Source organism: Flavobacterium azooxidireducens (assembly GCF_023195775.1).
In the GTDB taxonomy this organism is placed as follows: domain Bacteria; phylum Bacteroidota; class Bacteroidia; order Flavobacteriales; family Flavobacteriaceae; genus Flavobacterium; species Flavobacterium azooxidireducens.
The window spans coordinates 2,226,418-2,242,358 of sequence record NZ_CP096205.1; the positions used below are offsets into that span (position 1 = coordinate 2,226,418).

At 33.6% G+C, this 15,941-nt stretch carries 18 protein-coding genes; 5 read left to right on the forward strand and 13 right to left on the reverse strand.

Annotated elements, in window-relative coordinates:
• Positions 1 to 13: 13 nt before the first annotated feature.
• Complete coding sequence (locus tag M0M57_RS09680) at positions 14 to 778, forward strand: hypothetical protein (protein ID WP_248432851.1); 765 nt, start codon at positions 14 to 16, stop codon at positions 776 to 778.
• Between the two features lie 47 nt (positions 779 to 825).
• On the opposite strand, the gene M0M57_RS09685 is transcribed toward M0M57_RS09680, so the two are convergent.
• Genes M0M57_RS09685 through M0M57_RS09705 form a run of 5 tightly spaced genes read right to left on the reverse strand, consistent with a single transcriptional unit; the run spans position 826 to position 3,549 of the window.
• Positions 826 to 1,281: an SRPBCC family protein gene (locus M0M57_RS09685; RefSeq protein ID WP_248432852.1), complete on the reverse strand. Its 456-nt coding sequence runs from the start codon at positions 1,279 to 1,281 to the stop codon at positions 826 to 828.
• A 54-nt stretch (positions 1,282 to 1,335) separates the two neighbouring features.
• Positions 1,336 to 1,722 carry a hypothetical protein gene (locus M0M57_RS09690; protein WP_248432853.1) on the reverse strand — a complete coding sequence of 129 codons (387 nt, stop codon included), beginning with the start codon at positions 1,720 to 1,722 and terminating at the stop codon, positions 1,336 to 1,338.
• Positions 1,723 to 1,732: 10 nt separating this feature from the next.
• Positions 1,733 to 2,080, reverse strand: coding sequence for a hypothetical protein (locus M0M57_RS09695; RefSeq protein WP_248432854.1), 348 nt, complete (start codon positions 2,078 to 2,080; stop codon positions 1,733 to 1,735).
• A complete protein-coding gene (locus M0M57_RS09700) occupies positions 2,077 to 2,991 on the reverse strand; it encodes a TIGR01777 family oxidoreductase (protein WP_248432855.1) in 915 nt (304 codons plus the stop codon). The genes M0M57_RS09695 and M0M57_RS09700 overlap by 4 nt, the downstream gene beginning before the upstream one ends.
• A gap of 54 nt (positions 2,992 to 3,045) precedes the next feature.
• Complete coding sequence (locus M0M57_RS09705) at positions 3,046 to 3,549, reverse strand: GbsR/MarR family transcriptional regulator (RefSeq protein WP_248432856.1); 504 nt, start codon at positions 3,547 to 3,549, stop codon at positions 3,046 to 3,048.
• A 294-nt stretch (positions 3,550 to 3,843) separates the two neighbouring features.
• Between M0M57_RS09705 and M0M57_RS09710 the strand changes: the two genes are divergently transcribed.
• Positions 3,844 to 7,731, forward strand: coding sequence for a GEVED domain-containing protein (locus M0M57_RS09710; protein WP_248432857.1), 3,888 nt, complete (start codon positions 3,844 to 3,846; stop codon positions 7,729 to 7,731).
• A 405-nt stretch (positions 7,732 to 8,136) separates the two neighbouring features.
• On the opposite strand, the gene M0M57_RS09715 is transcribed toward M0M57_RS09710, so the two are convergent.
• Positions 8,137 to 10,155, reverse strand: a complete 2,019-nt coding sequence (locus tag M0M57_RS09715; RefSeq protein WP_248432858.1) for a M3 family metallopeptidase — start codon at positions 10,153 to 10,155, stop codon at positions 8,137 to 8,139.
• Positions 10,156 to 10,287: 132 nt separating this feature from the next.
• Between M0M57_RS09715 and M0M57_RS09720 the strand changes: the two genes are divergently transcribed.
• Positions 10,288 to 10,965 (forward strand): hypothetical protein, encoded by a 678-nt coding sequence (locus M0M57_RS09720; RefSeq protein WP_248432859.1) that lies wholly within the window; start codon positions 10,288 to 10,290, stop codon positions 10,963 to 10,965.
• Between the two features lie 41 nt (positions 10,966 to 11,006).
• Here the strand turns inward: M0M57_RS09720 and purE are convergent, their stop codons facing one another.
• The 7 genes from purE to M0M57_RS09755 form a co-directional block, all read right to left on the reverse strand.
• Entirely contained in the window at positions 11,007 to 11,492 is a 486-nt protein-coding gene (purE, locus tag M0M57_RS09725; protein WP_248432860.1) for a 5-(carboxyamino)imidazole ribonucleotide mutase, read from the reverse strand.
• Between the two features lie 90 nt (positions 11,493 to 11,582).
• On the reverse strand, positions 11,583 to 12,746 hold the full coding sequence (locus M0M57_RS09730; protein WP_248432861.1) for a 5-(carboxyamino)imidazole ribonucleotide synthase: 1,164 nt from the start codon (positions 12,744 to 12,746) through the stop codon (positions 11,583 to 11,585).
• Between the two features lie 58 nt (positions 12,747 to 12,804).
• Positions 12,805 to 13,221 carry a type II toxin-antitoxin system VapC family toxin gene (locus tag M0M57_RS09735; protein ID WP_248432862.1) on the reverse strand — a complete coding sequence of 139 codons (417 nt, stop codon included), beginning with the start codon at positions 13,219 to 13,221 and terminating at the stop codon, positions 12,805 to 12,807.
• Positions 13,218 to 13,478, reverse strand: coding sequence for a DUF6364 family protein (locus M0M57_RS09740; protein ID WP_248432863.1), 261 nt, complete (start codon positions 13,476 to 13,478; stop codon positions 13,218 to 13,220). The genes M0M57_RS09735 and M0M57_RS09740 overlap by 4 nt, the downstream gene beginning before the upstream one ends.
• 62 nt (positions 13,479 to 13,540) lie before the next feature.
• Complete coding sequence (locus M0M57_RS09745) at positions 13,541 to 13,840, reverse strand: type II toxin-antitoxin system RelE/ParE family toxin (RefSeq protein WP_248432864.1); 300 nt, start codon at positions 13,838 to 13,840, stop codon at positions 13,541 to 13,543.
• Positions 13,837 to 14,076 (reverse strand): hypothetical protein, encoded by a 240-nt coding sequence (locus M0M57_RS09750; RefSeq protein ID WP_248432865.1) that lies wholly within the window; start codon positions 14,074 to 14,076, stop codon positions 13,837 to 13,839. Before M0M57_RS09750 ends, M0M57_RS09745 begins: the two co-directional genes overlap by 4 nt.
• Before the next feature lie 114 nt (positions 14,077 to 14,190).
• Positions 14,191 to 14,652, reverse strand: a complete 462-nt coding sequence (locus M0M57_RS09755) for a hypothetical protein (RefSeq protein ID WP_248432866.1) — start codon at positions 14,650 to 14,652, stop codon at positions 14,191 to 14,193.
• A 94-nt stretch (positions 14,653 to 14,746) separates the two neighbouring features.
• Here M0M57_RS09755 and hpt point away from each other — a divergent pair, with 94 nt between their 5' ends.
• Both hpt and M0M57_RS09765 read left to right on the forward strand, forming a co-directional pair.
• A complete protein-coding gene (hpt, locus tag M0M57_RS09760) occupies positions 14,747 to 15,277 on the forward strand; it encodes a hypoxanthine phosphoribosyltransferase (protein ID WP_248432867.1) in 531 nt (176 codons plus the stop codon).
• Positions 15,278 to 15,329: 52 nt separating this feature from the next.
• A complete protein-coding gene (locus tag M0M57_RS09765) occupies positions 15,330 to 15,905 on the forward strand; it encodes an adenylate kinase (RefSeq protein WP_248432868.1) in 576 nt (191 codons plus the stop codon).
• The last annotated feature ends 36 nt before the right edge of the window (positions 15,906 to 15,941 follow it).

Below are 15,941 nucleotides of genomic sequence, written 5' to 3' on the forward strand. Positions count from 1 at the left end.
TGATCTTCCTAATTTGAAAATTTTCAAAAACATACTCGATTTTTACATTCAATCTTCGTTGCATATTGCGGTTGCGATTTTTTCTTTGGTTCGAATAACTGAAATTTCGCTTCAGCTTTCAAACGATACAACTTTAGAATTGACCATCTTTTTCGGAACAATTGTAGGTTATAATTTTTTAAAATATTTTGAAGCTTTTCAAAAAGGAAATTTCGATTTAAATAAAAATCGCTATTTAGTTGGATTGACATTTCTTTCTGCAATTGCCACACTTTTTTATTTTTTACAATTGAATAATTCTCTTCAAATTTATTTCATCAAAATAGGATTATTGGTTGTACTTTACCCATTTTTGCGAAAATTTGGTTTTTGGAAATTGTTTTTGGTCAGTTTTTGTGTGACAGCAATTACGGTTTATGCACCAATTATTCAGCACAACGCATTCTCTGATGATGAAAAAATTATTTTGTTTCAACGATTTTTGATTGTCATTTCTTTAATGATTCCTTTTGAAATTTTAGACAGTGAAACAGATGATAAAACCCTCAAAACAATACCGCAACGATTTGGAGTTTTTAAAGCCAAGCTGTTCGGAATTAGTTTGTTAGTTTCTTTTGTTTTTTTAGAATTTTTTAAAGATAAGATTGAAATTTCAAATTTTGCAGTTGCCATTATAACTGCACTTTTTATTGGATTTACTACTTTTAAAAGAGATAAGTATTACACTTCATTTTGGGTGGAAAGTGTGCCGATAATTTGGTTGGTTTTGTTGTTTTAGACCTGACAAGTTTCAAAAACCTGTCAGGTGTAATGGGATAGTTATACTTATTGTGGATTTTCAGCTATGTTTTTTAAAATTTTATTTCTTGTTTTGATGAAATTTGTCAAATACTTTTTCAAAACAATTCTATCAAAAATGACTCCCAAGATTCTAAAAGGAGTTTCATATTCTAATCGATCAATCATAATAGTGTAATCACTTTCCGTTTGGAAAAAATGTTCGTGTTTGAATGATTTAAAATGACCTTCTTCCATTTCATCTACAAAATAAGTTGGAAAATGGAATTTTGTAATTCTGCTTTTATGCAAAAGTTGCAAGCCAAAATGTTTGCCACTCCAGGTAACGGTTTCATCAAATTCAATTAAGCCAGTCGTTTTTCCATCAATCGCTTTTTCATTTGATTTTGCCGCAGAAAGTTGATGAATATCAATGTTTCTAGCTATATCAAAAACAGTTTCAATTGGTGCTTTTATTTTGGTGGTAACAATTGTTGTTGTCATTTTTTTGATCTTTTTAGACCTGACAGGTTTTTGAAACCTGTCAGGTGCCTTAGATTATCCTCTAAATACAATTCGTTCTTCTACTTGTGGCTGACTCGCTTTTCTTTTTCCTCTGAAAAATAAATACAAATTGATGAAAAGCATAATTCCTAAATAAATAGAAAAACCACCAATTTTGCTGGTCAATTCTTCAATCATAACTTGATATGAATTGTTGTATAAATTCATTTCCATAATTTTTAAAGCAAATCCGATGTTGAGTAAATAAAAACCGGTTTCAAATAATTTGTTGGTGGCTTTGGCGATTTCTTCGCGACCTTTAAATATGTCGGTCATATAAATCAAACTGTTTTTAAACAACGTTTTTGAAACATAAATAGTTAATGCAATTGCAACCGGAAGATAGATTGCGTAGGCGAGAAGTGTTTTTGTGGTTTCCATAATATAAAGATTAATTGATTAATTTTTTAATGTAATTTGTAATCATAAAAATGTTGAGGTAATGCAGAATTCCGATGATAAAAAGGATAATTGATGTTTTGTAAGCGATAATTCCAACCAATTGATTTACTGTTTCGATTTTCTCCCAACTCAAAATCGTAATCGCACAATAACCAAGATTCAGTAAATAATAACCCAGCAATAAATTTTTATTCACTTTTTTACATAATTCTTCGTGATTGGGAACCAATTGTGACACAAAAATATTTCCGTTTCTGTACAAAATTTGTCCTACCACAAAAATTATAATGGCTGTTATGGAAAGGTAAATGGAGTAGGAGAGAATGTTGAGGTTCATGGTTGTTTTATTAAATTGTCAAATGCTTTTTTTAAATTGTCATATTCAAAATTAAAGCCGTTTTCCTTCAGTCTTTTTGGAATAACATTTCTGCTTTTCAAAACCAATTCGGATTCTGTGCCAATTAATTTTGCTCCTATTTTTAAAAGTATCTCATCAACAGGAATGCCGATTGCAACATTTAGACTTTTTCGGAGTGTTTTCATAAAATCGTTATTCTTGATAGGTTTTGGAGAAACAATATTTATGACTCCAATAATTTTTTTATTAATAATAAATTCGATTGCTCTTGCAAAATCTTTTTCATGAATCCAGCTTACGAATTGATTTCCATTACCTTGTTTACCACCAAAACCAAATTTTGTCAAATTTTTTAAAGGAAGAAATGCTCCGCCTTTTTTTCCTAAAACTATTGATGTTCTGAGTGCTGTTTTTATGGTTTTAGGTGTTTCAATTTCGAAGAATGACTCTTCCCATGATTTGGCTACATTCATCGAAAAATCATTTCCAATTTCTCCTTCAAATTCATCCATTTCTTTGTCAGTTGAATGTCTGTAAATTGTAGAAGTTGACGAATTTAACCAATGTAAAGGAGGGTTTTTACATTCCAAAACCGCTTGATTTAGAATTTTTGTACTATCGATTCTAGAGTTTAAAATTTCATTTTTATTAGATTCAGTATATCGACAATCAACAGATTTTCCTGTAAGATTGATTAAAACATCAGTGTTTTCTAACTCTTTTTCCCAACCTGAAAATGTTTTAGCATTCCAAGTCACATATTTGATTGTGTTGAAATTTTTAGATTCTCCTCGGGTCAGAATTACAATTTCTTCAAATTTGTTTTTGAAATGATTTATCAAAACATTTCCTAAAAATCCTGTTCCTGCTGCTATGACTAATTTTCTCATCTTATTTATTGTTTTAAACTTTCAGAAAAAAATGAAAGTTATTATTAAAAAAATTTACTTCATTATTTTCACAACCAATTTCGCCAACCAATTGTCTTTGTATTCAGTGATTTTATCCAAAACATTATCAGCTTTCAACACAAAATCATACAATTTAGTGGTTTGATCAACAAAATGTTTTTCGGCAGCTGTTCCATCAGATTTTAATGCGGAAACTTCTTTCAACACTTTCAAAGCGGGTTTAATTTCACGTTTGCTGCGTTCTCTCGAAATTTTTACGGCCAATTCGTCTAAATCTTTTTCGGCAGTAAAAAATTCTTTTCGTTCACCGGCTTTGTATTCTTTATAAACAATTCCCCAATCCATCAAAGCTCTTAAATTCATTGAAGCATTTCCACGAGAAATTTGCAATTCATCCATAATGTCTTCCATCGAAATCGGTTCGTGCGAAACCATCAACAACGCATGAATCTGAGCCATGGTTTTGTTAATTCCCCATTGCGAACCTAAAGCTCCCCAGGTTTGAACGAATTTATTTTTTGCTTCTTTGAATTCCATGAAGCAAATATATATAAAAGTTTTTAAACTTTCAAAAAAAAATGAAAGTTTATTTTTTTTGCATTTTTATAAATCTAAAAAAAATGTAAAATATTCATTCTATTAATCTTTTATGAATTAATAATGAATATAATTTAACTTTTACACAAAAAATAGTGTTTTGAAAAGGTTAAACATTGAAAATGTAGTTCAAGTTGTGTTTAAAACATATAGTTTTATATTTATTAACCAAAATATTTATTAATGAAAATTATTACAATTTTAAGTTGTTTTCGAGCTGTTAAAACAGTAACGATGAACAACATTTTTTATGTTCTATGCCTATTTGTCTTTTTATTTGGACAAAATGCAATTGGTCAAACTGTTTTGATTAATCCTTCTGCAGAAGGAGGATTTGAAAATGGTTCAACTTTTGAAGCCAATGGATGGACTCCAGTTGGAGATGTTACAAATACGTGGACTGTTGGTTCAGCTCCTGGTTGGTTTACCGGATCTGCGGGAGCTTATGTTTCCAATGATACAGGGACTTCATGGGCTTATACAAATAACGCCATCAGTCGTGCTTCATTTTACAGAGATGTTGCTTTTCCTGCGGGTGCTGAAACAATTACATTAAATTTCGATTGGAGAGCCAATGGAAATGATGGTAACTGGGATAATATGTTAGTTTATGTAATGGACACAGAAATTGTTCCTTCTAATGTAGGGCCAACAACAACCAATACAGCCACTACAGGATGGCCAGGTTATACAAATGGAACAACAGGTTATTTTTTATTACAACGCAATGGTACATCTGAGCCAACTGAAACAACAAATGTAAATTATACTTTTAGTGCTGCACAAATTGCTTATGTTGCTGGTTCAACTAAACGCTTAGTTTTTGTTTGGAAAAACGATGGTTCAGGAGGTGCAAATCCACCAGCAGCGGTAGATAATATATCTCTTTCGGCAGTAGTGCCAACTTGTACAGTGCCTTTGAATCTGTCATTTAATTCTCTTACATTTAATTCAGTAAATTTAGAGTGGAATGAACCTGTTTCAGAATCAATTGGATTTGAATATGAATTGAGAACTAGCGGAGAGCCAGAAAGCGGTGCGGCCGGACTTGAATCAAATGGAAATTTACCCGACGGTACTCTTTTTACTGATTTTCAAACATTGACACCAAATACAAACTATACTTTTTATTTAAGATCAAATTGTGATGGCGAATTCAGTAATTGGATTTCAATTTCATTCTTAACAGGATATTGTGTTCCTTCATCTACATCTCCTTTATCCTATATTGATAATTTTTCAACAACAGGAGGATCAACAAATATCTCTAATCTAGGTTCTGGATATACAACCGGAGGTTATCAAGATAATTATGACACAGCAACTGTTAGTCAATATGAAACCGGAATAGTTAACTTTTCTACAGCAATTGTTGGTGGAACAGTAGGAACTAGTATTTGGGTAGATTGGAACAATGATTTAGTTTTTGATAACGCAACAGAACGAGTTTTTGTAACAACAGCTTTTGGTGGAAATCAATCAGGAAGCTTTGAAATTCCTGCAGGAACGCAATTAGGCGATTACAGAATGCGAGTTAGAATTGATTTTAATGCAATCGCTCCAGATGCATGTGCGAACGCAAATACAAGAACTGAAGCAGAAGATTATAAACTAACCGTAATTGAAACACCAAGTTGTTTACCACCGTCTAATGTTACAGCAGAGGCAAATTCGCCATTTACTGCAACTATAAATTGGGCAGCTTCCATCACAGAACCAAGTGAAGGTTACCAATACTATTATTCAACAGAAAACACAGCTCCTTTAGCTGGAACAACTCCTTCCGGAGAAGTTGGTGCCGGAATCTTAACTGCTGAAATTGATGAGTTAGAGTCTAGTACAACTTATTTTGTTTGGGTTAGATCGAACTGTGGTTCTGATACCTTTAGCGATTGGACATCCGATTCTGTAAGTTTTAAAACAGAATGTAATCCACCTGTAATTACTGAAACTACTCCAGGTTCAGTTTGTGGTCAAGGAACAGTAGATTTGTCTGCAACGGCAAGTGCAGGCACAATTAAATGGTATATTGCAGAAACAGGAGGCGAATTATTAGCAACCGGTGAAACATTCACAACACCAGTTTTAACTGAAACTACTTCTTTTTGGGTAGAAAGTGCAACAGGTTCAACTGAATCTGCTGGAAAACCGGCTCCACCGGCATCAGCTACAGGATCTTCTATAGCAAATTGGGGAATTGTTTTCAATGCAACAGATTCAGTTGACTTACAGTCAGTTTCAGTTTATTCAACTACAACCGGTACAATCGACATTAAAGTAACGGATTCAAATTTAGTAGAATTATACTCAACAGGAAATATTAATATTGCTGCTGGAGGTACAACAACTCCAAATATAGTACCTCTTAGTTTTACAGTACCTGCTGGAACAGGGTATAGAATTTTAGTTAAAGCATTCTCTGGTGTTAATTTAATTAGAGATTCATCAACCTTAGCATTCCCTTATGTAGGATCTGATGGTGTTGTTAGTGTTACCTCTTCAGAATGGGGCGGAACTACTACCGGAACGTATTACTACTTTTATGATGTAAAATATTCTACAGGTTGTGCTTCTGAAAGAACAGAAGTTATTGCAACAGTTACAGCCGCTCCTGATTTTTCATTAAGTTCAGACAATTTAGCAATTTGTCCGGGAGAAACTTCTGAAGCTTTAATCATCGAAATAGGAGATGAAGACTATGATACATATGTTTGGTCCCCATCTACAAATGTAACTGGTGATGCTGAAAACGGATGGGTATTTAATCCTTCTGAAACAACAATCTATACATTAACTGCTTCTCAATCTGCAGGAGCATTGTGTGAAACAACTACAGAATTAACAGTAACTGTTAATCCGGAACCGGTTATTACTGTTAGTGATGATACCAGTATTTGTGCAGGAGAATCATCAACATTATCTGCAACTTTATTAGAAACGGTTGTTTTGGGAACAGATACAACATTAACTTCTGCAACAACTCAACCAACAGCATTTTGTAATCGTTGGGATCAATATTGGAATCAAACCATTTACACTGCTGCAGAGCTTCAAGCAGCTGGGTTTTCAGCCGGATCAATTAATGCAATAACCTATGAAATTACAACAATTGGTTCAGGAACAAATGTTACAAACTTTTCAATAAGAATTGGAACCACAACCGAAACAACTGTGTCATCTTTTGCAACTTCAGGTTTTACAACTGTTTATGGTCCTGCAACGTATGAACATGCGATTGGCTTAAACACCATCACGTTTGATACACCTTATGTTTGGGACGGAGTTTCAAACATAATTATCGATGTTAGACAAGATGGAGCTGACTCAACAAATAACGCAATTACCTATTACACCGCTACAGCACAACCAATGACAATTTCGGCAATAACATCTACAGATTCTGCAGTAACAACATTGCAAGATTTAGTAGCTACTGCATCTGTAACACCATCCACTTCATTACAAAGATTAAACGTTGTTTTTGATGTTACAGGAGATGCTTCTGCCATAGAATGGTTATGGACACCGGGTAACTTAGCAACAAGTTCAATCGATGTTACACCAACTCAAACAACAACTTATACCGTTAGAGCAACCAATACAACAACCGGATGTTTTACAGAAGAAATAGTTGAAGTTACAGTTAACACAGTAGCAGCTCCAACCGGAAATGCATTTCAAACACTTTCAGAAGGTCAAACCCTTGCTGATTTAGTTGTAAATGGTGAAAACTTAATCTGGTATTCAGACGATAATCTACAAGAACAAATCCCATCAACCACAGTTGCAGAAGATAATACAACGTATTTTGTAACGCAAACCGTGGGCGAATGTACTAGCGAAGCTCTTGCAATTACTGTAGAAGTAACGTTAAGCACAGGCGATTTCAACCTAGTTTCCTTAAAAGCATATCCAAACCCAACAAGCGATTTCGTAACTGTTTCATACAACAACGACATCACAAATGTTGCCTTAATCAATATGTTAGGTCAAACGCTTATGACAAAAAATGTGAATGCAAACACAACCCAAATTGATATGACATCGCTTCCAACCGGAAATTACTTCGTAAAAGTAACCGTTGAAGGAGCTGTAAAAACAATCAAAATTGTGAAAAACTAATTCCACATTTCAATGCATACAAAAGCCACCGCGAGGTGGCTTTTTTTATACAATAAACCGAAACTAATTTTAATTTGGGCGTTACCCTCCGCAAGCTACGGGTCAGGCTTTTCGTTACAAGTCCTCGCAAAAAATGCCATTTTCTTTAACCCAAAAAGAGCTTCCTCTGGTCGCTTTTTTGGCTTAAGAAAATTGGCATTTTTTTGCTCCGGGCTTTCCACTTCAATCCTTAACGCGAAGAAGTGCTAAGAGGGGAATAGTTTTGAGAAGTATGTTAGTTATCCTCAAATTGCTATTCAAATTGTTTAATCAAAACATTATTAAAAAAACCGAAGCACTAACTTCGGTTTCTAAAATCTAACAATCTAACAATCTAACAATCTAATAATCTAACAATCTGAAAATCTAGACCAACCCCGCTCTCTTCAACAACGCCTCAACTTTCGGTTCCTGACCTCTAAATTTTTTATACAATTCCATAGGTAATTCCGTTCCACCTTTTGAGAGAACGTTATCTTTAAATTTGGTCGCCACTTCTGGATTAAAAATTCCTTTTTCCTGAAAATAAGCAAACGCATCGGCATCCAAAACTTCCGCCCATTTATAACTGTAATAACCCGACGAATAGCCACCTTGAAAAATATGCGAAAAAGACGTACTCATACAATTTTCTTCCACATCAGGATACAAAGAAGTCCCTTCAAAAGCAGCTTTTTCAAATGCTTTTACATCATCAATCGTTTGTACTTTGGCGTGATAGGCAATGTCCAACAACCCAAAACTCAACTGACGCATCGTCGCCATTCCTTCCAAGAAACTCGCACTTTCCTTGATTTTTTCCACATACTGTTGCGGAATCACTTCGCCGGTTAAATAATGCTTTGCAAACAAAGCCAACGCTTCGGGTTCGTAGCACCAGTTTTCCATCACTTGACTTGGCAATTCCACAAAATCCCAATAGACTGATGTTCCTGACAAACTCGGATACGTAGTATTTGCCAACATACCGTGCAACGCGTGACCGAATTCGTGAAACAAAGTCGTCACTTCGTTAAACGTTAGGAGGGAAGGTTTCGTTTCTGACGGTGGCGTAAAATTGCACACAATCGAAACGTGTGGTCTTTCGTTCACACCATTTCTACTATATTGCGGTTTAAAAGATGTCATCCAAGCACCATTTCGTTTTCCTTTTCTTGGAAAAAAATCAGCGTAAAAAATCGCAACTAATTCTCCTTCGAAGTCTAAAACTTCAAAAGTCTGCACATCATTATGGTATTTATCAATGTCAAAAACTTCTTTAAATGTAATTCCGAACAATTTCTCAGCAATCGTAAAAGCTCCATTCAACACATTTTCCAATTTGAAATAGGGTTTCAACAATTCATCATCCAAACTAAATAATTTTTGCTTCAGTTTTTCCGAATAAAAAGGGCCGTCCCATTTTTCTAACTGATCGATTCCATCAATTTCCTTCGCAAAAGCTGTCAATTCAGCAAATTCTTTTTGAGCAGCGGGTTTTGCTTTTTCCAACAAATCGTTCAGAAACGATTTCACTTTTTCCGGATTTTGAGCCATTCGTTCTTCCAAAACAAAATGCGAATGCGATTCATAACCCAATAAATTCGCTCTTTTATGACGCAATTCTACAATGCGTTTGACATTCTCTTTATTGTCAAATTCATTATTTTGAAAAGCTTTTTTTCCGGCTGCTATAGCGATTTCTTTTCGTAATTCACGGTTTTCAACATAAGTCACAAATGGCAAATAACTTGGGAAATCCAGCGTAAAAACCCAACCATCCAATCCTTTCGATTTGGCTAAACTTGCCGCCATTTCTTTGGTTCCATCAGGCAAACCTTTTAAATCAGCTTCGTTGGTAATGTGTAATTGATAATTGTTAGTTTCGGCTAAAACATTTTCGCCATACGTCAATTTTAATTTGGCTAATTCAGTGTCAATTTCTCGTAATTTCAATTTATCTTCTTCCGAAAGTAACGCTCCATTTCGAGAAAAACCTTTGAATTTTTTATCTAATAAAGTTGCTTGTTCGGTCGTTAAAGTCAATTTATCTTTTTGGTCATAAACGGCTTTCACACGTTTAAATAACTTTTCATTCAACGAAATATCATTGCTGAAAGCGGTCAACAAAGGCGAAACCTCTTGAGCGATTTTCTGCATTTCATCACACGTTTCAGCCGAATTTAAATTAAAAAATAGTGACGATAATCGATCCAACGCTTCACCTGAAAAATCTAATCTTTCAATCGTATTTTCAAAAGTAGGAGCTTCAGTATTATTGACGATTTCATCAACTTCTGCCTTTGCTTTTGCAATCGTTTCTTCAAAAGCCGGTTTATAATTTTCTAATTTTATTTGCGAAAAAGGTGCTGTGTTGTGTTTGGTTTGAAATACTTCGGTTAACATAAATTCAATTTTTTATTTTTCAAAAGTACGGATTTCGATACGTTTTATCAATCGAAGAATTAGGGTTTATTTTAGAATAATTATCTTTCCTCATTAAATTTCACTACCTTTTCAATTAATTGAATTTAAAAAATGAAATACAACGTCACGATTAATAGCATTTTGAATGTAAATGAAATTCCGGAATACTGGAACGAACAAGATTATTTAAAATTATTGGAATTATTTAATTTTCCAGACCCTGAAACGATTGCAAAAGAAAACCTTTTGGAATATCTGAAAATGGCCATCACCGATGAAGAACCAACCGATGCTGCTGTTATTCTATTGACTTATAAATTAAGCGAGGAATTAAACGAAGGTCAGATTTCACAAATTTCAAACGATATGCTTTTGGATAAAGTTTGCGAAGAATATCCTGAAATTGATTTGCACGAACCTTTATTTCACATCAACCAATTATTGTATCTAGCTTACAACGGAAAATTTCCGAATGCAACCGCTACAATTTTAAACTGTGAGATTATCGCTGATAATGAAGATGATAAAAGCGAATTAGGAAAAGAACAAATCCTGAAAATTCTAGCTCAAGGCTTAGGTGAAAGTGCTTTATTGAAACGGTTATTTCCCGAACAACTTTCAGGAAGCAAACCATTTCCGGAAGCAAATGATATTGTGTGGGAATTGGAATCTTTAGGTTCAAACCAATACAAATTAATCACTTCAGAATATTGGCTTTCTAAATCTGACTTTGATAAAGGAGAATACCAGGCGGATATCGTTTTTGAAGAAGAAATGGATGAAGAATAAATAATTTATTGAAATCTGTACGGACAAGTCGCGACTTGTCCCTACTTTTTCAATCCTTCCGAAGCTTTCAGAACCGCTTCTTTCAAACTTTCTTTATAAAAAATAATTTTATCCAACACACATTTATCGTAACTTCCGATAATTTGTGCGGCTAAAATTCCGGCATTTTTGGCTCCGTTCAACGCAACTGTCGCTACCGGAACACCGCTCGGCATTTGTAAAATCGACAAAACCGAATCCCAACCATCAATAGAATTACTTGATTTCACGGGAACGCCAATCACTGGCAATGGCGACATCGAAGCAACCATTCCCGGCAAATGTGCTGCACCACCGGCTCCGGCAATAATTACCGAAATGCCACGCGTGTGAGCATTTTTACTAAAATCAAACAATTTTTCCGGTGTTCGGTGTGCCGAAACAATATCTACTTCAGTTTCGATATCAAATCCTTTTAAGATGTCGATGGCTTCCTGCATAACCGGCATATCGGATATACTTCCCATTATTATGGCTACTTTGCTCATTATTTTTTGTTTCAAGTTTAATGTTTCAAGTTTAATGTTTCAAGTTTTATGTTTCAAGTTAATTAGTTTTATGCTGCGAACTGCGACTGATTACTGCGACTGACCACTGATTACTCTAATACTATTCTTCACTTCCTCTGCAATTCTTCTCGCTACCACCATATCTTCATTCACAATCGTTACGTGACCCATTTTTCGGAAAGGTCGAGTTTCTCTTTTTCCATAAATATGAGGAGTTACTCCATCAATAGCCATGATTTTTTCGATGTTTTCATAAATCACTTGACCGGAGAAGCCTTCTTCACCCACCAAATTTACCATTATTCCGGCAACTTTACTAGCGGTATTTCCCAAAGGTAAATCTAAAATGGCACGTAGATGATTTTCAAATTGAGAAGTATAACTGGCTTCAATGCTGTAATGTCCTGAATTGTGTGGTCGTGGAGCTACTTCGTTAACCAAAATTTTATCGTTTTCGGTTTGAAATAGTTCAACCGCCAATAAACCAACGTGATTAAATGATTCTGAAACTTTTAATGCAATTTCTTGAGCTTTTAGAGCCACTTTTTCGTCAATTCTAGCCGGACAAATCACATATTCTACTTGATTGGCTTCAGGGTGAAACTCCATTTCCACCACAGGATAGGTTTTTACTTCACCGGAAACAGAACGAGCCACAATGACCGCTAATTCATTTTTAAACGGAACCATATCTTCTGCAATGCATTCTACATCAGGAAGTTTGACTAAATCTAAAGCAGAACGACAAATTTTAACACCGGTTCCGTCGTAACCAAATTGAGCACATTTCCATACAAAAGGAAATTCCAGTTCATCTTTTTTAATGGATTCCAATAATGATTTTAAACTCACAAATCGTTTGAAATTTGAAGTTGGAATGTCATTATCCGCATAATGATCCTTTTGTCTTCCTTTATTTTGAATTTGATGTAATGTTTTTGGAGAAGGAAAAATCGGCAAGCCTTCTTCTTCTAATTTAAGAAGAGCTTCCAAATTTACATTTTCGATTTCGATAGTTAGTAAATCAACCATTTTACCGAAACGATAAACGGTTTCAAAATGCATCAAACTTCCTTCAAAGAATTGGTTGCAACCAAATTGTGCAGGAGCTTCCGGGCTTGGATCTAAAACAAAAGTTTGTATGTCAAATTTTCGGGTTTCAGCCAAAAGCATTTTGCCTAATTGACCTCCTCCCAAAATTCCTAATTTAAAATCGGATGAAAAATAATTCATTGTGTTGTTGTTTGTTATTTCTTGTAGGGACAAGTCGCGACTTGTCCATACATAATTTTTATTCAATGGTGCTCAAAAAATCATCAGGCGTTAAAACGCTTATTTCTGCAAATTTATAATCTTTTAAATCTCTAGTGACAATACAATCCATATTATTTATTGATTGTGCGGAAACAATTTGAATGGCATCTTCAAAATCTTTGTGATTGGATTTTAGGCTTTTTTTGATGATATTTATATCTACAGAAATTATCGAAAGAACAGTAGTAACTTCATCCAACGATTTTCTAATGTTTTCTTCAGTTGTAAATTTTTTTAATAAATAATGCAACGTAGAAATAGTGTTTGATGAAGTAAAAAGAACAACTTTTTTTCTTAATCCAAGTTTGTAAATTTCAGAGGATGATTTGTAAAAAGGTTGTCGATTAGCTAAAATATCCATCAAAACATTGGTGTCGAGAAAAATATTTTTCATAAACCATATTTTTCTTTATGGTATTCTTCTTTGGCTTTTTCAATGTCAAAATCATCTGGCAAAGTAACAATTCCAGTAATTCTTTTTAATCGTTCGTCAATATCATTACTGTCATCAGTATTTTTTTCTGCTTTTGAAACCAAATTTTTAAAATAATTCTCCACCATTTCAGATAAGCTTCTTCCTGTGCCTTTGGCATAGATTTTAGCTTTCTCAATGATTTCTTTGTTTAGTGATAATGTGAGCTTGGTATTCATACGTGTAATTTTTACAAATGTACGTAAAATTATTATTTCGAACAATTTTTACACTTTCAAAATCACAACAATTTTAAATAATCTTTTGGGTTTTGACGGTTGTCAATGAATAGCAAGATGCTGATTATTTGTTCAGTTTCATCATATTCATAAAACATTGAAGCGTTTTTATGAAGCACAATTTTTCGAATATTTTTTGTAAAAGGTTTTCCTGATTCGGGATTTTTTTGAAGTTGAACGACACTTTTCTCAGTTAAATTAATAAATTGATTAAGCGTTTTGCTATCCCATAAAAATAAAATAAATTCAGAAACATCTGCAAATGAAGATTTTCCTAAGCTTGAAATTTCAACTTTAATCATTTCAAACCGTACTTTTCTTTAGCTTCATTTACAACATCAAAAAAAGATTCCTTTTTATCCTCTCTTATTTCTTTTGACGATTTGTCTAATAATTTTAGGATTAAATCTTTGCCTTCCTCAGTTTCATCCCACGTTTTATCACGAATAATATCATAATAAATTCTTGAAATAAAATCATCAGAATTAGATTGATTGATTTTATCAATAATGGCTCGCTTTTTTTCTTGAATGTTCATTTCAAAATTATTTCTACATCAAATATAAAACTTATTTCAATCGTTTCAAAATATTCCTCGCCGCCGCTTTATAACCCGCAGAATGATTCGAATAATCCTGACTTAATATTGGTTTTAACTCCTCATATATCCAATCGTATTTTTTCCTAAGACAAATAAAGCTTTCATTGCGTAGGCTTTAGAAGCTACTTTTTCGTCTTGAATTAATCGGTCAATCAACGCTTCAATAAGAATATGTTCTTGCTCTTTTGATAAATTAATTCCGTTTTTTCGATGATTGCTTTTCGCTAAAAACATCGCAATTCGAGTCGCAGGTCGCAACGAAGAATCATTTTTAATTTTTGGTAAAACTTCGCAAAATTCATCAATATAAGGGACAAGTAATTTTAACTTTTTTTCACCTACTAAATCCAAACTCCAAAAGGCTTTGACGTGCAATTCGTGTGTAATATCAAAAGCAATCGAAATCAATTCTTTCAAATTTTCTTCACTCTTCATAGCAAAATTACTTACCATAACTCTACTTTTTACGTGAGGGGTGCTTCCTTCAACTTTTTGATACATTATCGAGTTCATTCGGTAAATATACCAATTTTACAAAAAAGTCGAAATTCTTACTTCGTAATACTGAAGACTTCCTTAAATTTGCACTTTATTAAAAACCACAAATATGATACACCTTCACGACAAAACATTTGTACCGTTTATTTCTTCGGAAGAATTGAATTTTGCAATTAAAAATTTAGCCAAACAAATGGACGACGATTTTTTTGATGAAGTGCCCGTTTTTGTTGGTGTTTTAAATGGAGCTTTTATGGTTTTGTCGGATTTAATGAAAGAATATCGCGGAATGTGTGAAGTGAGTTTTGTAAAAATGACTTCTTATGAAGGAACCCAAACCACCAATGACGTAAAACAATTAATCGGTTTAAACCAAAATTTAGAAGGAAGAACGGTAGTCATTGTTGAAGATATCATCGATACCGGAAATACAATTGAAGAATTAAAAGCAATTTTTAAAGATCAAAATGTAAAACATCTTAAAATTGCCACTTTGTTTTTGAAACCCGATGCATACAAAAAAAACATCAAAATTGATTATGTCGGAATTCGAATTCCAAACAAATTCATCGTAGGCTACGGTCTTGATTATGATGGTTTGGGTAGAAATTTACCAGACGTTTATCAACTTGCAGAATAAATATAACTATCCAAAAATCTAATAATCTAACAATCCAACAATCCATTTTAAAATGATTAACATCGTTCTTTTCGGAAAACCGGGTGCGGGAAAAGGTACACAAGCTGAATTTTTAAAAGAAAAATACAATTTAACTCACTTGTCTACCGGAGATATTTTTCGATTCAATATAAAAAATGACACCGATTTAGGAAAATTAGCCAAAACATTTATGGACAAAGGCGATTTAGTTCCGGATGAAGTGACCATTCAAATGTTGCAAAGCGAAGTAGATAATAATCCTAATTCTGCCGGATTTTTATTTGATGGTTTCCCGAGAACAATTGCTCAAGCCGAAGCGTTGGATGCTTTTTTAGATTCTAAAAATCAAGAAATTACAGCTACAGTTGCTTTAGAAGCGGATGATGAAATTTTAGTTCAACGCTTATTGAAAAGAGGAATAACTTCGGGAAGAGCAGACGATCAAGACGAAGAAAAAATTAGAAATCGTTACCAAGAATACAATGAAAAAACAGCTCCGTTAATGGAATATTACAACCAACAAGGTAAATTTCATTCGGTAGACGGAATAGGTTCAATTACAGAAGTAAACGAACGGTTGAATTTTGTATTCGATAACTTAAAATAAATACTTATTTATCTAAAAATTGGCAAATTAGTGCTG